General features: G+C 64.3%; 17 protein-coding genes and 2 tRNA genes. 13 read left to right on the forward strand and 6 right to left on the reverse strand.

The genetic code is table 11. The annotated features are described in order from the left end of the window. The first annotated feature begins 375 nt into the window (after positions 1 to 375). Both ACSE4D_RS10710 and ACSE4D_RS10715 read left to right on the forward strand, forming a co-directional pair. Positions 376 to 464: transfer RNA gene (locus tag ACSE4D_RS10710), tRNA-Ser, on the forward strand. A gap of 518 nt (positions 465 to 982) precedes the next feature. Then, positions 983 to 1,862 (forward strand): IS5 family transposase gene (locus ACSE4D_RS10715; RefSeq protein ID WP_135539887.1). Its coding sequence is split into 2 segments (ribosomal slippage): positions 983 to 1,339 and positions 1,341 to 1,862, totalling 879 coding nucleotides; the frame shifts between segments, so codons are not numbered across the junction. Here the strand turns inward: ACSE4D_RS10715 and ACSE4D_RS10720 are convergent. Beyond that, on the reverse strand, positions 1,848 to 2,693 hold the full coding sequence (locus tag ACSE4D_RS10720) for an IS1249 family transposase (RefSeq protein WP_436325929.1): 846 nt from the start codon (positions 2,691 to 2,693) through the stop codon (positions 1,848 to 1,850). The genes ACSE4D_RS10715 and ACSE4D_RS10720 overlap by 15 nt on opposite strands. 319 nt (positions 2,694 to 3,012) lie before the next feature. Here ACSE4D_RS10720 and ACSE4D_RS10725 point away from each other — a divergent pair, with 319 nt between their 5' ends. From ACSE4D_RS10725 to ACSE4D_RS10745, 5 genes are all read left to right on the forward strand, one after another. Further along, positions 3,013 to 3,636, forward strand: coding sequence for a hypothetical protein (locus ACSE4D_RS10725; RefSeq protein WP_135539890.1), 624 nt, complete (start codon positions 3,013 to 3,015; stop codon positions 3,634 to 3,636). Then, positions 3,633 to 4,235, forward strand: a complete 603-nt coding sequence (locus ACSE4D_RS10730; RefSeq protein WP_101598897.1) for an OmpA family protein — start codon at positions 3,633 to 3,635, stop codon at positions 4,233 to 4,235. Before ACSE4D_RS10725 ends, ACSE4D_RS10730 begins: the two co-directional genes overlap by 4 nt. A gap of 166 nt (positions 4,236 to 4,401) precedes the next feature. Beyond that, on the forward strand, positions 4,402 to 5,649 hold the full coding sequence (locus tag ACSE4D_RS10735; protein ID WP_135539892.1) for an FAD-dependent oxidoreductase: 1,248 nt from the start codon (positions 4,402 to 4,404) through the stop codon (positions 5,647 to 5,649). 117 nt (positions 5,650 to 5,766) lie between these two features. After that, complete coding sequence (locus tag ACSE4D_RS10740) at positions 5,767 to 6,858, forward strand: proline racemase family protein (RefSeq protein ID WP_135539893.1); 1,092 nt, start codon at positions 5,767 to 5,769, stop codon at positions 6,856 to 6,858. A 126-nt stretch (positions 6,859 to 6,984) separates the two neighbouring features. Next, the gene (locus ACSE4D_RS10745) at positions 6,985 to 7,989 is read left to right on the forward strand and encodes an Ldh family oxidoreductase (RefSeq protein ID WP_135539895.1); all 1,005 of its coding nucleotides are present in this window, start codon (positions 6,985 to 6,987) and stop codon (positions 7,987 to 7,989) included. Between the two features lie 34 nt (positions 7,990 to 8,023). Here ACSE4D_RS10745 and ACSE4D_RS10750 read toward each other — a convergent pair whose 3' ends face one another. Then, the gene (locus ACSE4D_RS10750) at positions 8,024 to 9,733 is read right to left on the reverse strand and encodes a PucR family transcriptional regulator (protein ID WP_135539897.1); all 1,710 of its coding nucleotides are present in this window, start codon (positions 9,731 to 9,733) and stop codon (positions 8,024 to 8,026) included. 113 nt (positions 9,734 to 9,846) lie between these two features. Here ACSE4D_RS10750 and ACSE4D_RS10755 point away from each other — a divergent pair, with 113 nt between their 5' ends. The 4 genes from ACSE4D_RS10755 (at position 9,847) to ACSE4D_RS10770 (ending at position 14,618) form a co-directional block, all read left to right on the forward strand. Next, on the forward strand, positions 9,847 to 11,331 hold the full coding sequence (locus ACSE4D_RS10755; RefSeq protein WP_425120526.1) for a CoA-acylating methylmalonate-semialdehyde dehydrogenase: 1,485 nt from the start codon (positions 9,847 to 9,849) through the stop codon (positions 11,329 to 11,331). Between the two features lie 36 nt (positions 11,332 to 11,367). After that, positions 11,368 to 12,765, forward strand: a complete 1,398-nt coding sequence (locus tag ACSE4D_RS10760) for an aspartate aminotransferase family protein (protein WP_425120527.1) — start codon at positions 11,368 to 11,370, stop codon at positions 12,763 to 12,765. A gap of 225 nt (positions 12,766 to 12,990) precedes the next feature. Further along, on the forward strand, positions 12,991 to 14,388 hold the full coding sequence (locus ACSE4D_RS10765; RefSeq protein ID WP_135539902.1) for an inorganic phosphate transporter: 1,398 nt from the start codon (positions 12,991 to 12,993) through the stop codon (positions 14,386 to 14,388). Then, complete coding sequence (locus ACSE4D_RS10770; RefSeq protein WP_135539904.1) at positions 14,385 to 14,618, forward strand: hypothetical protein; 234 nt, start codon at positions 14,385 to 14,387, stop codon at positions 14,616 to 14,618. Before ACSE4D_RS10765 ends, ACSE4D_RS10770 begins: the two co-directional genes overlap by 4 nt. A gap of 753 nt (positions 14,619 to 15,371) precedes the next feature. On the opposite strand, the gene ACSE4D_RS10775 is transcribed toward ACSE4D_RS10770, so the two are convergent. After that, positions 15,372 to 17,204 carry a phosphoenolpyruvate carboxykinase (GTP) gene (locus ACSE4D_RS10775; RefSeq protein WP_436325930.1) on the reverse strand — a complete coding sequence of 611 codons (1,833 nt, stop codon included), beginning with the start codon at positions 17,202 to 17,204 and terminating at the stop codon, positions 15,372 to 15,374. 377 nt (positions 17,205 to 17,581) lie between these two features. On the opposite strand from ACSE4D_RS10775, the gene ACSE4D_RS10780 reads away from it, so the two are divergent. Together ACSE4D_RS10780 and ACSE4D_RS10785 are read left to right on the forward strand one after the other, a co-directional pair. Then, positions 17,582 to 17,654 (forward strand) — tRNA-Arg (locus ACSE4D_RS10780). Positions 17,655 to 17,790: 136 nt separating this feature from the next. Next, the gene (locus ACSE4D_RS10785) at positions 17,791 to 18,090 is read left to right on the forward strand and encodes a hypothetical protein (RefSeq protein WP_135539907.1); all 300 of its coding nucleotides are present in this window, start codon (positions 17,791 to 17,793) and stop codon (positions 18,088 to 18,090) included. Between the two features lie 214 nt (positions 18,091 to 18,304). On the opposite strand, the gene ACSE4D_RS10790 is transcribed toward ACSE4D_RS10785, so the two are convergent. The 3 genes from ACSE4D_RS10790 to ACSE4D_RS10800 form a co-directional block, all read right to left on the reverse strand. Then, entirely contained in the window at positions 18,305 to 19,783 is a 1,479-nt protein-coding gene (locus tag ACSE4D_RS10790; protein ID WP_436325931.1) for an anion permease, read from the reverse strand. 331 nt (positions 19,784 to 20,114) lie between these two features. Next, entirely contained in the window at positions 20,115 to 20,465 is a 351-nt protein-coding gene (locus tag ACSE4D_RS10795; protein WP_436327132.1) for a universal stress protein, read from the reverse strand. Between the two features lie 108 nt (positions 20,466 to 20,573). Then, the gene (locus ACSE4D_RS10800) at positions 20,574 to 21,989 is read right to left on the reverse strand and encodes a sugar porter family MFS transporter (RefSeq protein ID WP_436325932.1); all 1,416 of its coding nucleotides are present in this window, start codon (positions 21,987 to 21,989) and stop codon (positions 20,574 to 20,576) included. Positions 21,990 to 21,998 lie beyond the last annotated feature (9 nt).

Here is a 21,998-nt window from a genome sequence, read left to right on the forward strand (position 1 = left end):
TTGTCTTCTCCTCAGAACTGTCTACTCGTGCAGTACGGCCCGCTCGCCGTTCTCCTCTCGGGCGCAGGGAACATCGCCGTCGTCGTCGGGTAATCGACCGGTGTTCCCGCGGGAAGAAGAGTTCGGACCGCAAAGCACTTCACGCCGATTTTACGCCCGGACATTGATGAATGCTGGAATTCCGGTGTGGGAGAGCAGTGCAGAAGGGACATTCGGCCCGGTTTCGCGGGCTTCAGCGGTGGACCGGATTATGACGAAGCCCACTCTCCGACTCCGCGCTTTGCCCTGGATGCCACCTTTACCTTAGGCTGTTATCTGTAGTGCTGGAGGGTGTGTCACCGTGCATTTCGCCGGAGCGGATCACCGTACTGCAAAGGAGTCGTGGCTGAGCGGCCGAAAGCGTCACCCTGCTAAGGTGAAGTCCTCCAATAGGGGGACCGTGGGTTCAAATCCCACCGGCTCCGCATTAAGCAGAACCCCTGCGATCCGATGAGATATCGGGTGTAGGGGTTTTTGCGTTCCCGCCGAATCGCTTGCGCCCAGATTCCACGGGTTATAGGCCAAAATGTGTGTATGGGCAGGGCGTGTCGATGCTGGTTCTCACCGGGTTCTGCCGCCCCAGCCCTTCTGGATCCCATTGCCATCCTCGACGCTGAATCCCGTCCCGTAGAGAAGATTCGTCTCCTCTCGGCCCGTGTCGGGTTTCACCACATTCGGGACGCTGCGCGGTGGTGTCCACGCTCGTGGAGTAACGAACGACCACGGGTCCTTGGGTGCCTCGGTGCGCAGAGACAACAGCCAGTCGACTCCTCGGCGGGCATGATCGATGTTCAGTCCTCGATGGGCTCGGAGGAAGTCCTTGATCGCTTTGTTCGGGCCGCCCTCTAATGGGTTCGTAGTCTTCGCGATCGTGTAGTCGTCTTCGGCTAGTTCTAGGGCGTGTCTGATAAATTTCCCGGCGGGATTCTGAAACCCTGGAATCGTGTCTCGATTCCAACTACTCACTGATGACCAATGGGCTCTCATCGCCGACTACCTCCCGGCACCGACCGGCCGACGAGGCCGCCCGTTCTCCGATCCCAGACAGATGATCGAGGGCATCATCTACCGCTACCGCACCGGTATCGCTTGGCGCGATCTGCCCGAGACCTTCGGCAAATGGCAGACCGTGTGGACCTGGCACCGCCGCCTCGCCGCCGACGGCACCTGGGATGCCATCCACCAGGCTCTGACTGTCCACGCGGCAAAGAATGACAAAGTCGACTTCACCGTCTCAGTCGACTCCACGATCGCTCGCGCACATCAACACGCGACGAACATCAGCCGCCTAAAAAAGGGACTCGTCGAATTACAAGGATCTACTGACAGAGTCGCCTGACCACGCTTTCGGCCGCTCGCGCGGAGGCTTGTCAACAAAGACTCATCAGCTCGTCGATGGCCACGGACTGCCGCTGGTGTCAATCTGCACCGCTGGCCAGGACGGCGACAGCCCGATGCTCGCCCCTCTGTTGGACAACCTTCAGGTCGGTCGACGCACCCGCCCGGACGCCGTCCTTGGCGACAAGGCCTACTCATCGAGAGCGAACCGGTCACTGCTGCGGTCGCGGAAGATCGAGGCAGTCATCTCCGAACCCTCCGATCAGCAAGGCCATCGTCTCCGGCGAGGATCAAAGGGTGGCCATCCACCGAAGTTCGATGCAATCAAATACAAGGGCCGCAATGTCATCGAGCGCGGGTACGCCCGTTTGAAGCAGTGGCGAGGACTGGCCACTCGCTATGACAAACTCGCCGTCGTCTATCGAGCCGCTGTCGTGCTCAACGGTGTCATCGCTTGGTTACAGCATTTATCAGACACGCCCTAGCCACGTGAACAGTTGCCGGTCGCGGAGGAGTCCTGTCAGCAGGTTGTGGGCTCGACGGGTCCGAAGATGCGTGTACCACCAGCGCTGTCCCGGCTTCACGTGTGCCGGTCGGGGTGTTCCTGGCCGCACCTGGGTGCGGTGTTTGAGGAACGATTCCCATTTCGCTTCCCAGGACGTGAATGCGCCTGTCCACTTCGCGGCTTCGTCGAGGCTGGTGACCTTCGGCAGCATCTTGAACAGGCCGAGGAGTTCCTTGTTCGCCGGCAGGACGGGCCGCATGGTCAGGTACCGATGTGCGGCCTGTCGGATGTGGAAGTGACACCGTTGGATACGGGTGGTCGGCCAGAGTCGCTTGATCGTTGTCGTCAATGGTCCGTTGCCATCGACGATCGCAGCCACCGGGGCGGGGATGCGGCTGATGAGGGCTGTCCAGGACGCGTTCTTCTCCTGGTCGCACCATTGCCAGTCGATGACGTGAGTGCCGGTGTAGGCGATGAGCACGCACCAACCGTTGAAGTAGGTGCCGTCGAGCATGATCTGGTCATGGATCTCGCCTGTCAGGACCACCCTGGGGGTTACGTTCCAGCACCATTGAATCTTTCGTGTGAAGGTACGAGTGCTGGTAGCGAAATCGCCTCGTGGCTGCGTGCTGGTCAACCATGCGATGAAGCTGTTGAAGTCTGCCTTCTTCGCCGAATCGGTGCGCGTCTGAATTGCTGAACAGCCGCAGTGTTTGCACCGCCACCTGGTGCGTCCGGCACCGGTTTTGCCATTCTTGACGAGCTTGTTTGCACATACACCACAGACGGGGTGATTTCTGGGATTGGGCACTGAACATGGTTGCAGAGCATGTTCAATCCAGTCTTGCCCTACTGGCTACTGGGCAAGCAGGCCATCCTGTACACACATTTTGGCCTATAACCCGATTCCACCCCCACTTCTCATCAAAAGCGGCTTCAAAGTGCATTTGTGGTGATCGTGATCGGGGCGCATGAATTTCGAGCCTGCGGGTGCTGAACCCGGAGTTCATCTTGATATACGTGCTGTGTAGTGAAAGTTCACTTGTCCGAGGTAGGATGATCCGCGACCATCCCCGCCACCGGAGCTGACCAGGACAAACACGGCTCCGGCGACACTTGAGGAGATCTCTATGTCCCCGATCAGCAGGACAGCTCTGTCCGCTGCCGCAGCCGTTCTCGCGCTGACACTGACCGCCTGTTCGTCCGGCGACGATGCGGACAAGCAGAGTGCTGACGATGCACAGACCCAGGAATCAACGGAGGAGTCCAGCGAAGCCGCTGGTTCCAAGGGGGAATCCGGATCCGCCGAGGCGGCCGGCCTCGACCCGAATAATCTGCCCGATCCTGTCGCCACTCAAGACATCCCCGCGACCGTCAAAGGTGACGACGAGGCAACGATGACTGTTCAGCTGTTCCCATTGAAGCGGAAGGGCGAGACTCTCGTGGCGCAGTTCGCGTTCACCGTGAACTCGGAGAAGGCGGCCGATGAGGATGATCCCGGCGACAATCTCTACGGTTACCTCGGCAATGGAAGCTGGAGTCCGTTCCTTGTCGACTCTCAGAACCTGCGCAAGCACCATGTGCTCAAGTACAGCGTCGATAAAGCACAGACGGACTCTGTGGGTACGAACTTCAAGCCCGGCCAGACCCACTACGCTTTCGCTGTCTTTGCCGCACCGCCACCGGACGTCGATGAAGTTGAGGTCTCTGTCGTCGACGGGATGAATCTCGTTACCGGAGTGAAGATCTCGTGAAGCACGCAGCTGCCGGACCGGTCGCGGTGCTGTTGGCTGCCGGCCTCGTTGTCGCCGGTCCAACCGCATCTGCATTCGCTGACCCTGTGACTCCGCAGGATATTGCCGATCGCGGTACTCCGACACCGGATGACTTCACTGATCCTGACCAGTCGCGGATCGACGAAAGTATCGTCGAACTCGAACCTGGCATCCATGACCTGGAGAAGGGGATCGAAGACGTTGAGACGACGAAGGTCAGCGGCGGCGACACCGTGGTCACCCTCGATACCGATATCCTTTTCGACTTCGACTCGGCCGAACTGAGCGAGGCCGCGAAGAAGAAGATCAAGGAACTCGTCAAGGACCTGCCCACCGACTCCGAGATCATCGTCGGCGGACATACGGATTCCAAGGGCGAGGACGACTACAACAAGAAGCTCTCCGAAGACCGTGCGAAGGCCGTGGCCGACGTGCTCACCTCGGAGAACTCCGACCTTGACGTGGCGGCAAAGGGCTTCGGCGAGTCCGAGCCCGTCGAGTCGAATGAGAAGAACGGCAAAGACGACCCCGAGGGCCGGGCGAAGAACCGTCGCGTCGAAATCCGCTACGAAGACTGAGCCTGATCTTGGGCTGTTCGGGAAGAGCGGCTGAGACCATTGACGAACCTGACAGCACTGCATAGCGTCTCTTTCAATAGATGGTCATACATGAGGCAACTTCGGTGACGTCGGCCCTGATCCGGCGGCGAAGCAGCCGGTTCGGGGACCAACGGAGGGCAACCGATTGAAGACAGTCATCATCGGAGGCGGCGTGGTCGGGCTGACCAGCGCCTACGAACTGGCGCTGAGTGGACACGACGTCACCGTCATCGAGGCTGCCCGATGCGGTGCGGGTGCCTCCCACGGAAATGCCGCAAAGATCGCTATCGCCGAGAGCACCCCGGTGCCTGCCCCAGGGGTGCTGCTTCAGGGGATCCGATGGATGCTCAAGCCCGACAGCCCACTATCGATCAAGCCGTCCCTTGCGCCCGGCTATCTCAAATTCCTTTTGCAGATGGCCAGGCACTGCAACGCACGTGACTTCGAAGCCGGACTCGACCTCCACCTGCGCCTCGGCGAGGATGCGAACGATCTCTTCGATGAGTACCAGGCTCAAGGCATCGACTTCGAGATGCACGACCGTGGTGTGCTGCTGGCTTTCGAGACTCGGGAACGCTTCGACGAGCACTGTGCGAGCCTGCCCGCTTTCGAGGCCGCGGGCCACCGGCCGCGGCGACTGCATGATGACGAAGTCCGCGAGGCCGAACCGGCTCTCAGCGATCGAATCCGCCACGGTCTGTCCTTCTCGGCTGACCGACAGATCGAACCCGATTCTCTGACAGCGGGCCTCCTCGCGAAACTCTCTGATCTCGGCGTAGTCGTGCGAGAAGACACTCGGGTCGGACGCTTCGTTCGCTCCGGCGACGCTGTGACCGCAGTTGTCACCTCGGACTCGGAGGTCATCAAGGCCGATGCACTTGTCATCTCGGCCGGTGTCCCGTCCGGCGTGTTGGCCGGGCAACTCGGTCAGAAGGTCCCGATCTACTCGGGCAAGGGCTACAGCATTGACTACTCACCCGCTCCGATTCAGCTGCGCACATCCCTGACCCTCGAAGATGCTCGCGTCGCCCTCACTCCGCTGAACGGCATGCTCAGGCTCGCGGGCACGATGGAGTTCGGCAGCACGGACGACGACGTCAACGAGGTCCGCGTCGGTGCGATCCGCCGCGCGGCTCAGGAAGCATTCCGTGATTGGGGCGACGGTCAGGGAGAACTGGCTCCATGGGCTGGGTCGCGCCCCATGACTCCTGACGGCCTTCCCGTCATCGGGCGCCTGGACTCCGTGAAGAACGCCTACAACAACTCCGGAGATTCGATGCTCGGTCTGACATTGGCACCGGGATCTGCTCGGCTGCTATCCGGACTCATGACTGGTGGAAGCTCGACGCTGCCCGGTGAGCAGCTCGCTCGTGTGTCCCCGAATCGTTCCTGAACGATTTACGTCAACGCCGCACGGGCCCGAACTCACGAGGATGGGCTCATGACCACACAGCAAGTCGCCGGCAGCGAAATCGTGGGCTGAGGCCCGCCCGAGCAGAGACGAGGGAACGTGAAGAACAGACAGCTCATCCAGGCCGTCGATGTTCACGCGGCCGGCGAACCCGGTCGCGTGCTCATCGGCTCGGGACTGCGGGTCAAAGGTGCCACGATGGCCGAAAAGCTCCGATACTGCGAAGAGCACCTCGACGACTTCCGGAACCTCATCCTCCACGAACCCCGCGGCTATCCCGGCCTGTGCTCGCCGATCGTCGTGCCTGCGACAGATCCGAGCTGCGATTTCGGAATGATCGTGATGGAGCAGGGCGGGTTCAAGCCGATGTCGGGGTTGAACCTCATCTGCACCGTCACGGCGCTGATCGAGACCGGATCCGTCGACGTCAGCGAACCGGTCACTGAGCTGCGCATCGATACCGCCGCCGGCATCGTCACGGTCCGCGCCGAGGTGGAAGCGGGCCGAGCAACGTCGGTGACCTTCGACAACGTCCCGGCATTCGTCCACGGACTCGACCTGCCGCTCGAGGTGCCGGGGTATGGGACGATCCCCGTCGACATCGTATTCGGGGGTCAGTTCTACGTGCAGACTGCGGCGGACAGCCTCGGCGTGGACCTTGATCCGGGCAATGCCGAGGAGATTATCAGAGCGGCCAGCGTGATGCGGCAGGCGGCGAACGAGACCTTCGAGGTGAGGCATCCTCTCATCCCGGAGATCGACGCGATCGGTCTGCCGCTGATCCACGGGCCCGCCCGCACAGCGGGCACCGACGGACGCAATGCGGTCGTCCTGCCCAACGGCATCGTCGACCTCGACGATCCGAGGACGTGGACGGGGACGTTCGACCGTTCGCCCTGCGGCACCGGCACGAGCGGCCGAGTCGCAGCCAAGCACGCCCGCGGCGAACTGGCCGTCGGTCAGCGATCCGTCCACGAATCGATGCTGGGAACGACCTTCACCGCCGTGGTGAAGGAAGAGACCGAGATCTGCGGACTGCCGGCCGTGATCCCCTCGATCACCGGGCGCGGATGGATCACCGGATTCCAGCAGCTCGTCCTCGAGCCCGACGATCCGTTCCCGATCGGCTTTACCGTCGGTGACATCTGGAGCGGCGGCACGAGCGCGGCGGAACCGGCAGAAGAGAACTGAGAACCCGCAGACGAGAACCGAGGAACGGACAAGGATCCGCAGGGCCGATGACCGATCGAACGATAGTCTGCTGGGTAAGGGCAGTGGTCGACGCCGACACGATCGACCGCACATGAGGAGCACACAATGACGAATGAACCCGACCGAATCTCTTTCGATGACCTTGTCTCGGCCATCGAAGAGAAGCTCGTGGCCGCCGGCGCTTCGCCTTCGGTGGCCGAAGTGCTGGCGACCAACTGTGCCACCTGTGAGCGCGACGGCACTCTCAGCCACGGAGTCTTCCGGGTCGCCGGCTACCTCGATTCGCTGACCCGCGGCTGGGCGGACGGGGCTGCGGAGCCGAACATCGACGTTGTCGGCCCCTCCTATATCCGCATCGACGGACGCAACGGCTTCGCGCAACCCGCACTCGCCGAGGCGCGTCCGACGATCGACGAGGCGGTTGCCGAGTCCGGCGTCGCTGTCATCGCCCTGCGCAGTACCCATCACTTCAGTGCTCTGTGGCCCGACCTCGAAGCCTTTGCCCGCGAGGGGCGGGTGGCGATGGGCATGATCGCCAGCGGCAAGCTCGCCGTCGTTCCCGAAGGGGCCACGCGCCCGGTCTTCAGCACCAACCCGTTCGGTTTCGCCACTCCCGTGGCTGGTGCGGACCCGATCGTCTTCGACTTCTCCACATCGTCGATGTCCCACGGGGACCTGCAGCTGCTGCGGGCCGAGGGCCGGGACGTTCCGGTCGGGACCGGGGTCGACTCGACCGGCGCGGACACCACGGATCCCAGCGCCATCCTCGACGGCGGCGGAATCCGGCCCATCGGCAGGCATAAGGGTGCACTGCTGTCGTTCATGATCGAAACGCTGGCGGCCGGGCTGACCGGCGGTGCCTTCACCTACGAGATCGACGCGGAGGCCCCCGACGGTGCCCACACCTTCCGCACCGGTCAGCTCTTCATCGTCCTCGACCCCGAGCGCGGCGGCAACGACGCCTACCTGGGCCGAGTCCGCGAATTCGTCGATATGCTCCGCGACGCGGGCATGGATCGTCTGCCCGGCGATCGTCGCTACGTCAATCGCGCCGAGGCGGCCGACCGAGGAATCCCCGTCACGGATTTGATCCGCTCAATTCTCAACTGAAACACTGCGGACCGGGTGGCCTGCCGCCCGATCCTCAGCCATACATCCTCCACCACAGCAGCGCCACGTGCAGCGCCGTGCGTGACTCCGCATCATCGAGTGAGACGCCGAGGCGGTCCTGCAGACGCGTAATCCGCGCGTAGAGCGCGGGCCGGGACAGGTGCCCGGCCCGCGCCATCGCGGATTTGTTGCCACCGTGGGAGAGGTACAGCTCGAGGAAGTCGAGCAGTCCCTCATCTGCGGAATCCGCGGCCGGCGACAGCACCCCGTCCCGGCGACCGCCATCACGACCGGAGGCGCCGAGCAGCGGCCACAACTCTCCCTCGGCGAAGGCGCGCAGCCGCGAGTCCTCGGCCAACAGAGACAGCAACCCGCGGATACGCACATCCGAGGAGCGGTAGAACGAGCGCTCACGCACATCGAGAGTCGAGGCGACCTCGGCGACGTGGGACGCCGCTTCAAGACCGGCGACAGCCTGAAGCAGAGAGGTGCTGCTCCGGCCGACCCCGACCACCCAGCTGGCTGCAAGCCCCTCGAGCTCGGCGAGGAGGCGGTTGAGCCAGTCATCGGCCTCCTCGGTGCTGCGCGGACTCTGCTGCGACCGTCTGCCTCTCCCGCGACCAGGTGCCAGGACGAACCCGAAAGCCCCCGACTGCAGGCTCGTCATGAGCACACACAGATTCAGGCGCGAAGCGGCGGAAGTGATCTCCTGCGTCAGGCCCCGCTCCTGCAGCTGCACTCGAGTCGGATCGGTGTCGGCTTCACGGTCGATCCGGATGACCACCGGAGTGAGCTCGGCCCCGTCGGCCGGAGTGAATCCCAGTGAACGGGCACGTTCCAGCGCCGCACGTTCGTCGAGTCCTTCTGAGTCCGTGATCTCTCTGATCAGCCCGCTCTGAGCCTGCAGCAGCAGATCCTGCTCATCGCGATCGGCCATCCGGGTCAGCGTCAGGGCTTCACCGGCGCGTTCGATCACCTGATCGAGATCGGCGACGGACTCGGCAGCACCGGGGACGACGAGCCGACCCCACCGGCGAGACCGCAGACCCACCGGAGTCTGCCGCCACCGCGTCGCATCCAGCCCGTCGGGCACCGGATTCGCACCGCTGACGAGGTCGGCCCACTTCTGCGCAAGAGCCTGCGAACCGCGGCCGGAATGTGCGAGCACCCGATGGGACACATCCTCGAGAACGACTGCCGTGCCGAGCAGCTCGGCCGTGCGATCGACGATCGTCTGCGCCTCGGCCCGATCGAGGCTCAGCTGCGTATACGTCTCGTGGATCTCCCGAGCATGTTCGAGCCGCGAGATCTGCTGCGCGAGCAGACTGCGATGCGCGAGCTCGGTGATCCTGACGAACTTCACCCGCCGCGGCAGGACGATGACGGGCAGCTCCCTCGCCGAGGCGGCCTCCCGCACGATCGCGCCCGCCGCCTCGTCGAAGGCCGAGTCCTCGTCGACGAGTTCGATGATCGTCCCAGCGGCACCCGCGCGTTCGAGCTGGTCGAGGAACTCCGCCATCGCCGCAGGCGAATGACGGAAGGTCGTGGCCGTGGTCAGCACGAGTTCCCCGCCTTCGAGGAAGCGCTCGACGTGTTCGGAGTCGGCGATGTGGACCCAGCGGATCGCCCGGTCAAGACAAGCAGTGCCGGCCAGCACGAGCGGCTCCGCGGCACTGATCACCTCGAACTCGAGCAGACCGGCGATGCTCAGCGATGATCCGCTCGATTCCCACACGCTGTCCATTGACACAGTGTAAAGCCAGAGCGGAACATTCTGACACTCTGACGCTTTCGGGATCGGTGCGGCAGATCGAAGATGGACTCAACCGACTCTTCGACGACGCAGAAGGAGCCTTCATGGCAACGCTCACCCATTGGATCAACGGACAGGCCGTGACCGCGGACACCGACACCCGCCTCGGCGAAATCACGAATCCGGCCTCCGGTCAGGTGACCGGCCAGGTGGCGCTGGGGTCGAGGGCCACCGTGGAATCGGCGATCGACGCCGCTGCGGCGGCCTTCCCCGCCTGGCGCGACACCTCTCTGGCGAAGCGGACGTCGATCCTCTTCGCCTTCCGTGAGCTGCTCAACGCGCGCAAACAGGAACTGGCTGAGATCATCACGGCCGAACACGGCAAGGTCGTCTCCGACGCCCTCGGCGAAGTCGCTCGCGGCCAGGAGGTCGTCGAATTCGCCTGCGGCATCGCCGGCCACCTCCGCGGCGGTCACACGCAGAACGCCTCGACGAAGATCGATGTCCACTCCCTGCGCCAGCCGCTCGGCGTCTCGGCCATCATCTCGCCCTTCAACTTCCCGGCCATGGTGCCCATGTGGTTCTTCCCCGTGGCCATCGCCACCGGCAACACCGTCGTCCTCAAGCCCTCGGAGAAGGACCCCTCGGCGGCGAACTGGCTGGCCGAACTGTGGAAGGAAGCGGGACTGCCCGACGGCGTGTTCAACGTCGTCCACGGGGACAAGGAGGCCGTGGACACGCTGCTCGAGAGCCCGGAGGTCGCCTCGGTGTCCTTCGTCGGCTCGACTCCCATCGCTCAGTACGTCTACGAGAACGGCACCGCCACCGGCAAACGCGTCCAGGCCCTCGGCGGGGCGAAGAACCACATGCTGGTCCTGCCGGATGCCGATCTCGACCTCGCCGCCGATGCCGCCGTCAACGCCGGCTACGGTGCGGCCGGTGAGCGCTGCATGGCGATCTCCGTCGTCGTCGCCGTCGAGTCCATCGCCGATGAGCTCGTGGCCAAGATCGCCGAACGCACGCGGACCCTGCGGGTCGGTGACGGAGCGGACGAACCGGACATGGGACCGTTGGTCACCGCCGCCCACAGAGACAAGGTCGCCGGCTACATCGACGCCGGCGCGGCCGAAGGCGCCACCATCGTCCTCGACGGTCGCGAGAACACGGCCGATGCGGGCTTCTTCCTCAACCCGACGCTGTTCGACCATGTCAGCCCCGATATGTCGATCTACACCGACGAGATCTTCGGCCCCGTCCTCGCCGTCGTCCGCGTCCCCGGCTACGACGAAGGCCTCGGGCTCATCAACTCCAACCCCTACGGCAACGGCACCGCGATCTTCACCAACGACGGAGGAGCGGCCCGCCGCTATGAGACCGAGGTCGAGGTCGGAATGGTCGGCATCAATGTGCCCATCCCCGTGCCGGTGGGCTATTACTCCTTCGGCGGGTGGAAGAACTCGCTGTTCGGAGACACCCACGCCTACGGCGACGAAGGCGTCCACTTCTTCACCCGCGGCAAGGTCGTGACCTCGCGCTGGCTCGACCCCAGCCACGGCGGACTCAACCTCGGATTCCCCACCAACGACTGACCTCTCACGCACAGCCACCTCGGCGAAGGAGCACCCATGACCACCACCGCGGATTCCCCGCTCACCGAATCGCGCGTCGACGTCGACCGCATCGACGCCGACCGCATCGACGCCGGGCGCCGTGCCCACGAACTCGACCGGGCCCACGTCTTCCACTCCTGGCAGGCGCAGGGTCCCTTCGACCCGATGACGATCATCGACGCCGCAGGATCCTATGTCTGGGACGGTGAGGGCCGGAAGCTGCTCGACATGTCCTCACAGCTGGTCAACACGAACATCGGCCACCAGCACCCGAGCGTGGTCGCAGCGATCCAGGAGCAGGCGGGCAGGCTGTGCACGATTGCCCCGCAGTACGTCAACGACGCCCGCTCCGAGGCGGCTCGACTCATCGCCGAGCGCACCCCCGGAGACCTCGACCATGTGTTCTTCACCAACGGCGGGGCCGATGCGAACGAGCACGCCATCCGCATGGCGCGGCTGCACACCGGGCGGACGAAGGTGCTCTCGGCCTATCGCAGCTATCACGGCGGAACCCAGCTGGCCGTCAACGTCACCGGCGACCCGCGACGGTTCGCCAACGACTACTCGGCCGAAGGCATCGTCCACTTCATGCCCGCCTACCAGTACCGCTCCTACTTCAACTCGAGTTCCGAAGCCGAGGAGACGCAGCGGGCACTGGCCCACCTCGAAGACATGATCACGCTGGAAGGACCGGGCAACATCGCCGCCCTCATCCTCGAGACCGTGCCGGGCACTGCCGGGATCTACGGTCCTCCGGCCGGATACCTCGAAGGTGTGCGCGAACTGACGGCGAAGCACGGGATCGTCTTCATTGCCGACGAGGTGATGGCCGGTTTCGGGCGCACCGGTCGCTGGTTCGCACTCGATCATTGGGGCGTTGCGCCGGACCTCATCACCTTCGCCAAGGGAGTGAACTCCGGATACGTGCCGCTGGGCGGTGTCGCGATCTCGGACGCGATCTTCGAGACCTTCCGCGACCGGGCCTACCCGGGCGGTCTGACCTATTCGGGCCACCCGCTGGCCTGTGCGGCCGCAGTGGCGACGATCAACGCCATGGAGACTGAGGGGATGGTCGACAACGCCGACCGCCTCGGCGCTGAGATCATCGGACCGGCACTGCAGGAGATGGCCTCTCGCCACCCCTCGGTCGGTGACGTGCGGGGACGGGGCTGCTTCTGGGCGGTCGAGCTCGTGCGCGACCGGGTGACGAAGGAACCCCTGGCCGCCTACGGTGGAAGCTCACCGGAGATGAACGCGGTCGTCGCCGCCCTCAAATCCGGGGGAGTCCTCCCGTTCGCGAACTTCAACCGGATCCACGTGGTGCCGCCGCTGAACATCGGGGACGCGGATCTGCGCTTCGGACTCGACGTCCTCGACCAGGCGCTCGACGTCGCCGACGGATTCGTGGCCTGAGAGTCCATCTGTGCTCCGCCCGTAATGTGAGCGCTATTGCATTCTGCTCCGGGCGGAGCGCATTTGCCCACGTCAAAAGTGAACATCCGGTAAACGGAGTGGAGTAGGGTCGAACTGCGGATGAAGATCGGCAGAAGTCGAGGGTAGACTTCAGCGGGATAGTGATCGCTGGCCGCCAGCTGCATCATCCACGGTCCGAATAGTGTCTACACCCAAGGTCGATTAGTGGAAATCATCTTCGTTGTCGTGCTCGTCATAGCACTGGCACTGTTCTTCGACTTCACCAACGGCTTTCACGATACGGCCAATGCCATGGCCACGCCGATCGCCACCGGAGCCATCAAACCGAAGACGGCGGTCACGCTCGCCGCGATCCTCAACCTCGTCGGCGCCTTCCTCTCCACCGAGGTGGCCAAGACCATCTCCGGCGGCATCATCAAAGAAGGCGGCGGGGGAGTGCAGATCACTCCCGACTTCATCCTCGCCGGTCTCATCGGCGCCATCGTCTGGAACATGGCGACCTGGCGCTTCGGCCTTCCCTCCTCTTCGTCCCATGCGCTCTTCGGCGGCCTCATCGGCGCGGCCATCGTCGGTGCCGGACTCAGCTCCGTCGACTTCGGAGTCTTCCTGTCCAAGGTCGTGATCCCGGCGTTGGCCGCGCCGATCATCGCCGGGTTCAGCGCGTACCTGTGCACCCGCATCGCCTACGCCATCACCCGCCGCAACAAGGAAGGCAAGACCGCGCGTCGCGGACCGTTCAAGTACGGGCAGATCTTCTCCTCCTCGCTGGTGGCGCTCGCGCACGGCACGAACGACGCACAGAAGACGATGGGCGTCATCACCCTCGTGCTCGTCTCCGCGAACCTGCAGGAACACGGTACCGGCCCCCACATCTGGGTCATCGCCTCGTGTGCTCTGGCGATCGCGCTCGGCACCTACGTCGGCGGTTGGCGCATCATCGATACCCTCGGCACCAAGCTGACGACGGTCAAGGCCGCTCAGGGGCTGTCCGCCGAAACCTCGACCGCCGCAGCCATCCTCGCCTCCTCGCACCTCGGCTTCGCCCTGTCGACGACCCAGGTCGCCTCCGGCTCGGTGCTCGGCTCGGGGCTCGGCCGCAAAGGCGCCGACGTCCAGTGGTCGACGGCCGGGCGAATCGCTTCGGGCTGGCTGTTCACCATCCCGGCAGCCGCCATCGTAGGCGGGCTCGCCGCCGGGATCGCCCACCTCGGGCTGGTCGGTGTCATCATCGATACGGTGGCCGCAGTCATCGTCGTCCTCTGGATCTACTTCAGCTCCCGCCAGACCAAGGAGACCGACCTTTCGGGCTTCGACACCGTCGGCGAGGCAGTGAACATTCGCGGTCGCAAGCGCAAACTGCGCAAGGACCGCAACCGCAAACGAGCCCGTGCCAGGCGTGAAGCCCGCCGAGAGGCGTGGGCAGAGAAGCAGGCGGCGAAGGAGAAGCGTCGCGCTCGAGGTGCGAAGAAGAAAGCTCGGGCCCCCCGCCCTGAGGGCGCGAATGGTTCCGTGCCGCAGGACTCGCCGGCCGGGACTCAGGTTGAGGCTCAGAAGGACTCTTCGGTCGGGGCCGAAGCCAGCGACAAGGGAGACGCGAAATGATCGAGTGGAGCTCGTTCGTCATCGTTGCGGCCGCGACCTGGATCTCGGCGATCATCGTCATCACCCTCTTCTCCTCGGCCGTGCGGATGCGCGCGGTTCATCTCGATCGAGTCGAAGAGGGCAGGGGCAACTCGCTGCTCAAGGCCGGCTATTGGGCGGTCTTCAGCATCTGCGGACTCGTCGTCCTCCTCGGCGTCTACCTCATCGTGCCGGCACTGCACGGAGCCTGACACCGAGGCCGTACGAGCTCACTACGAGCGTCACGGAGCGGCGGGTGTTCACCACGCCTGATCGCCCCATACCTCCCGCACCACGTGCCGGCAGCGTCATGTACCGGCAGCCTCACCACCCCGGCAACGTTCATGTACCGGCAGCGTCACGTACCGGCGGTTCGGCATCAGTCACCGTTAGCGACATCTCCTGCTGTTGCACCGGTGCGTTATGGCGGTGCGAGGGCGTCGTGTGGCTTGCGGTGCGAGTTGCCGCTGACGGTGTGGGACGGATACCGCGTCGCAGCGGGAGCATGAGCCGCACTCCGGCGGTTCGGCATCAGTCACCGTTAGCGACATCTCCTGCTGTTGCACCGGTGCGTTATGGCGGTGCGAGGGCGTCGTGTGGCTTGCGGGGCGAGTTGCCGCTGACGGTGTGGGACGGATACCGCGTCGCAGCGGGAGCATGAGCCGCACTCCGGCGGTTCGGCATCAGTCACCGTTAGCGACATCTCCTGCTGTTGCATCGGTGCGTTATGGCGGTGCGAGGGCGTCGTGTGGCTTGCGGGGCGAGTTGCCGCTGACGGTGTGGGACGGATACCGCTTTGCAGCGGGAGCATGGGCCGCACACCCACGAAACATGAGAATCCCCCAACCACCTCGGCGGCGGTTGGGGGATTCTCTGTGGGACAGGACGGCTCAGCCCGGGGGCCGAACCTCTCCATCGGCCTTGAGACTCGAGTCAGACTCGGGGAGTCTCAGGCTCTCCGCGTCTCAGGCCAGGCCGAGGCGCTTCCGGAGGTTCTCGACCTCGGCGCGCAGTTCGGTCGGAACCGAATCGCCGAGCTCGGCGTACCAGTCCTCGATGAGGCCGAGTTCGGTCTCCCATTCCTCGGGCTTGATGGCCAGTGCCCTGCGCAGCTGCTCATCGGTGAAGTCGAGGCCCTCGGTGTCCAGGCCGCCCTCGACCGGGGTGAGTCCGAGCGGAGACTCCTGAGCGTCGGCGGTGCCGGCCACGCGCTCGAAGACCCACTTGAGAACGCGCGAGTTCTCGGAGAACCCGGGCCACAGGAACGAGTTGTCGTCGTCGCGGCGGAACCAGTTGACGTAGAAGATCTTCGGCAGCTGGGCACCCTCGGTGTTGCCGATGTTCAGCCAGTGCTGCAGGTAGTCACCCACGTTGTAGCCGATGAACGGGCGCATGGCCATCGGGTCGCGGCGGACGACGCCGACGGCTCCGGTGGCAGCGGCTGTGGTCTCCGAGGACAGCACCGAACCCATGAACACGCCGTGGGTCCAGTCCTTGGTCTCGGTGACCAGTGGCATCGTGGTCTTGCGGCGACCGCCGAAGAGGATGGCCGAGATCGGAACACCGTTCGGGTTGGTCCACTCGGGAGCCAGGGTGGGAACGTTGGCGATCGGGGTGCAGAAACGCGAGTTCGGGTGAGCGGCAGGGGTCTCGGACTCAGGCGTCCAGTCGTTGCCCCTCCAGTCGGTGAGATGCGCCGGCTTCTCGTCGGTCTTGCCTTCCCACCACACCTCACCGTCATCGGTCAGGGCGACGTTGGTGAAGATGTTGCCGCCGGCTTCGATGGCGCGCATCGCAGTCGGGTTCGTGGTGTATCCGGTGCCCGGAGCCACGCCGAAGAGGCCGAACTCGGGGTTGACGGCGTAGAGCTGGCCGTCTTCGCCGAAGCGCATCCACGCGATGTCGTCACCAAGGGTCTCGGCCTTCCAGCCGGGGATGGTGGGTTCGATCATCGCGAGGTTCGTCTTGCCGCAGGCCGAGGGGAACGCGGCGGCGACGTACTTGACCTCGCCCTCCGGGTTCGTCAGCTTGAGGATGAGCATGTGCTCGGCCAGCCAGCCCTCGTCGCGAGCGATCGCCGAGGCGATGCGCAGCGCGTAGCACTTCTTGCCGAGCAGGGCGTTGCCGCCGTAGCCGGATCCAAAGGACCAGATGGCGCGCTCTTCGGGGAAGTGGGTGATGTACTTCGTGGTGTTGCAGGGCCAGGCGACGTCCTCCTGACCTTCTTCGAGCGGAGCGCCGACGGAGTGCACGCACTCGACGAACTTCGCATCCTGGGAGTCGATCGCATCGAGGGCGTACTTGCCCGAGCGAGCCATGACGAGCATGGAGAGGACGACGTAGGCCGAGTCGGTGACCTCGATGCCGAACATCGGCTGGTCCGCCTCGGCGTGGCCCATGACGAACGGGATGACGTACATGGTGCGTCCGCGCATCGATCCGGCGAAGAGCGGGTTGAGGGTTTCCTTCATCTCCGCGGGAGCGACCCAGTTGTTCAGCGGGCCGGCATCCTTCTCCTCTTCGGAACAGATGAAGGTGCGGCCCTCGACGCGGGCGACGTCCTCGGGGTCGGAGGCCGCGTAGTAGGAGTCCTTGGTGCCGGTGAGGCGCTTGATGGTGCCGGCCTCGACGAGCTGCTCGGCGATCTGATTCTTCTGCTCCTCGGAACCGTCGATCCAGACGATGTCATCCGGAGTGGTGAGGGCGGCGATCCGGCCGACGAATGAGAGTACCGACTCGTTTCGGGTCGGTGCATTCTTCAGCTGGTCAGCGACGACATCATGGTCGAGGACAGTCATGAGTGGTCTCCTTTGAGGTCGAGTGCGGGGTTGCGTCTCAGGCGGTTGCTGGTTCCGTCGAGCGGTTGGTACACATCCACCGTAGGATGGGGACAAGCACGAAAATCGCTGGTTTCGGTCACTCGAAGATGTGCATTGGGTCACAAGAACGACTTCATTGACGTGAATCAGACTTTGACATGACGTGTCATTGCAATTAATTGACGCGTTGTTTCATTGGTGACTCGTTGCTGAAATCCGCGCTTTCATTCCCGGTTCGCCGAGGCGACTGCCCGCCTGTGCGCGAATGTGGCGAAGCGCACGCGGACGCGATTTGAGCTTGAGCGAAACTGGTGTGTATAGTTGTTCGAGTTGCACGGCGTCAGTCCGAACAACTCGCGCCACTAGCTCAACGGATAGAGCATCTGACTACGGATCAGAAGGTTGGGGGTTCGAATCCCTCGTGGCGCACCGAAGGGAAGTCCCTCACCAGGCAGGATAGCCGGTGAGGGACTTTTTCGTGGGTCCAGAGTCAGGGCTGTGAGCCCAAAAGGGTCCGGCTGTTCTGACGATTGATCCGAAGGTCGGGGTTGTGTTGGGTTCCGTGATGCGAAAGGCCCGTCGTCACCGTGAGGAGCTCGGCGAGGTCATCGAGGTCTTCGGTGACCGCCCGGGACCGAAGACCGTGATGGGGTTCGTCCTCGGCTGGTTGATCTTCACCGGTCTGACGCTCATCAACCCGGGGGAGACACCGATGCTCGCAGCCGCTCCGGGCATTCGTCCCTATGCCATTCCCTATCAGCAGATCACGCCGGGCAGCATTGCCGGGGTCACCGCCGCGAATCGATATCTCAAGGAGGTCGGGCTGCAGAGGAAGATTTCGCAGTCGACGCTCAGGGCGTCGTGATGGACGAAGAATGGTGTCCACTTCGTTGCCTGCTCGGCCGAGGACGCCCGGCGCGGGCGCAGGCGCTTCACACTTGCGCTCGACCCGATTCCGCGGTCGATCGACGGCCGCTGGATCTGGTTCGCAGGGACTGGGCGGCATTCATCGCAGCGAGCGATCGATGCCATCGCCAGGACCGCCTCGGCGACGGGATATCCGCAACTCGGCGAGGGGATCAGCCCAACATGCCGAGCAGGGACATCCATCCGCCGCCGACGAGGCTCCAGATGAGGATGTTGACGACGGAGGCGAGGAAGCCGACCTTGAACCATTCGGCGGTCGTGACGTAGCCGGAGCCGTAAATCACGCCCGCGGGGCCCGAGGCATAGTGCGAGAGCCCGCCGATGAGGTTGCCGATGAAGCCCAGCGCCAGTGCCGCGAACAGCGGGGGAGCGCCGGTGGCGATCGCCGCCCCGAGGAACACGGAGTACATCGCGACTATCTGCGCCGTGTTCGATGCGAAGAGGTAGTGGACGTAGAAGTAGACGATGCTGAGCACGGCGAACGCGGCCATCCACGGCATTCCGCCGACCAGCCCGGCGACCTCGTCGCCGATCCACCCGATCACCCCGAGGGTGTTGAGGTGGGTGGCCATGCCCACGAGCACGGAGAAGAAGATCAGCGTCGACCAGGCGCCGCTGTTGGCGGCCATGTCCTTCCACGTGAGCACCTTGGTGATGAGGAGGATCGCCACGCCGACGAGGGCCGCCGAGGTGGCATCCACTCCGATCATGTCACCGAACACCCACAGGAGGAGCAGGAGGGCGAAGGTTGCGAGCATGGTCCACTCGCCGCGGCTCATGGAGCCGAGCTCCTTGAGTTCCTCACGCGCGTGGGCGGGGGCCTCGGGGGTCTTCGTCAGGCCCGGCTTGTAGACCTTGGCCATGAACCATGGCATAACGATGAGTGCGACGAGTCCGGGCACGATCGCGGCCAGCGCCCAGGTGCCCCAGGAGATGTCGATACCGGCATCGGCGGCGAAGCCCACGGCCAACGGGTTGCCGGCCATAGCCGTGACGAACATGGCCGAGGTGATGGTGTTGACCTGCACCGAAGTCAGAGAGAGGTAGGAACCCAGTCTCTTCCGCGACTCGGCGCTGGATGGGTGTGAGTCGTTGACCGAAGCGAGCGACCGGACGATCGGGTAGACGACGCCGCCTGCGCGGGCCGTGTTCGACGGTGTGGCGGGGGAGAGGACGAGGTCGGTCAGCGCCATGCCGTAGGACAGGCCGAGCGAGGACCTGCCGAGCCACGAGACGAACAGCAGCGCGATGCGGCGTCCCAGACCGGTGAGCAGGAAGCCGTCGGCGATGAAGAACGCGGCGACGATCAGCCAGATGGTCGAGTTCCCGAACCCCTGCAGGGCCTCGGTCTTCGCATCCATCGTGCCGGTGACCATGGCGGCGGCCAGTCCGACCAGGGCGACCGAGGCCGTCGGCAGCGGCTGCAGGATGAGGCCGAGGATGGTTCCGGCGAAGATTCCAGCCATGTGCATCCCACGCGGGTCGATGCCCTCAGGGGCTGGAATGAAGTAGATGATCAGGGTGAGTGCGAGGATCGCCGCGATCTTCCCCGCCATCGACAGGCGGGCATGGGTGCGGGCGTGGTGTGCGGCGGCGGCTTCCAGCGTGCTGGTGCTGGGCTTACTGGGCATGGGGCGTCCTTGGGTGTCATTCGGTGTGAGCCTGATGCCGTCTGTGTTCGCATTCTGCCGGCTGCTTTCGCTGTCGGCGGCGACAGCGATGGCGTGCGGCGGGATCGGGGCGGGCGAAGAGCCCGGTTCTGCGCGATCCGGTCCCAGAATAGCCCTGTGTGAGGACGTTGAGGAGGCCCTCGGCCGGAGGGATACCTCACGTAGCGGCGCGAGCCGGTGAGTGGTAGAGGACCGGCAGCGACGCCGACCGATCAGCCGCGACGCCGTGTGCTCACATCGACGGGCCGAGCGGGTGCGTACCCGCTCGGCCCGCCACCGGAGCTTTCAGTTCTCAGCCCTTGACGGCGAGAACCGGGACTGGCGAGTCGAGCAGGAGGCGCTGGCTCACCGAGCCGATGAGCATCTTGCCCACTCGGGACCGGCGGCGCATCCCGATGACGAGGCGGATGATCTCAGGGTGCTCGTCGAGTTCGTCGAGGACCGCCTCGGCGGGGTCTCTGTCGCCGCGCCCCTGACGTCCGATCACCTGGTACGGAACTCCGGACTCATCGAATGCCGCAGTGTCGAAATCGGATTGGATGCCGAGCGAGATGACGACGAGGTCGGTGCCGAACCGCTTCGCCTCTTCGATCGCCGCGGTGATCGCTGCCGGAGCCGCGTTGCTGTCGGGTACTGCCACCATGATGGACACGGGTTTCTCCTTCTCGTCGATGACCGTCAGATCAGACTCTGACAGTCAGAATGCCTGATGTTCCGGGCACGCGCCCAATAGAGCGCTGCCGGGCGGGCTTCACTGCCCGTACTTCGAACGGAATTCCGCTTCGAGGTCTTCGAGCGTCTTGTTGCGTGTCTCGGGAACCATGAAGTAGATGAAGATGAGAGCGAGCACGCCGAGCCCGGCGAAGAGGAAGAACGTGTTCGAGATTCCGAGTCCGCTGACCACGCTCGGGAAGAACTGCGCAACGGCGGCATTGGCCAGCCAGAGGGCGAAGACGCAGATGCCCATTGCGAAGGAACGGATCTTCAGCGGGAAGATCTCGGCAAGCATGAGCCACACGAGCGGTCCCAGGGTTCCCTGCATGGAGAAGACGAACAGCACGACGAACACGAGGATCGTGTAGGCCTTGCCCATTCCGTCGGGCAGGAACACCGCGGACAGGCCGATCAGCAGGTGGAACGTGCTGGTGAGCGTGAATCCGCCCAAGAGCATGAATTTGCGCGGCAGCTTGTTGATGAGCAGGATGCCGACGGTGACGCCGATGACGGAGAAGAGACCGTTGAGCGTGTTCGCGATGATCGCTGCATCGGCAGAGAAGCCCGCATCGGTGAGCAGCTGCGTCCCGTAGTACATCACGGAGTTGATGCCCGTCAGCTGCTGGGCGATGCCCAAGCCGACGCCGATGAGGACAAGTCGCAGCACCCATTTCGATGCGAGGTCCGAGACGCCGCCGGTCTTGGCGACCTCCTCCTGTTCTGCCAGCAGTTCGACTTCGCGCATCTCCGCCTCGGCGCGATCATCCGAACGAACCTGCTTGAGCACGCCGAGGGCCTGGTCGTCGCGGTTCTTCGAGATCAGCCAGCGGGGGCTCTCGGGAAGGAAGAGCATGCCGATGAGCAGTGCGATGGCGGGCAGAACGGCGACGGCGAGCATAAAGCGCCACACGCCCTCGTGCTCTCCCCAGACGTTGAAGATGATCGCGTTGATGACGAAGGCCGCGAACTGGCCGACGACGATCATCACCTCGTTGCGAGTGACCAATGAGCCGCGCCGTTCGAAGGGCGCGAGTTCGGACAGGTAGACGGGCACGGTCGTCGATGCCGCGCCCACGGCCAGTCCGAGGAAGAAGCGTGCCCCGGCGAGGAACTGCCAATTGGGTGACAGTGCACAGGCCAGGGTCCCGACGATGAAGAAGCAGGCGAGCAGCAGGATGTTCGATCGGCGTCCGAAGGCATCGGAGAGTCGACCGCCGATGACGGCGCCGAAGGCCGCACCGATGGTGAGGAAGCTGACGACGAGTCCCTCGGTCCGCGGTGTCAGACCGAAATCGTGGGTGAGGGGCTCGAGGGCCCCGTTGACGACGCCGGTGTCATAGCCGAACAGCAGGCCGCCGAATGTGGCGACGACGGCGATGATGCCCAGGCGTGTGGTGTGTGGTCCCTTCGTGTCCGGTGGAAGATCGACCAGACTCTTGCCTTCTCCGCTCATGAACGTTCA

It is taken from the genome of Brevibacterium sp. FAM 27836 (assembly GCF_051351055.1).
GTDB lineage: Bacteria > Actinomycetota > Actinomycetes > Actinomycetales > Brevibacteriaceae > Brevibacterium.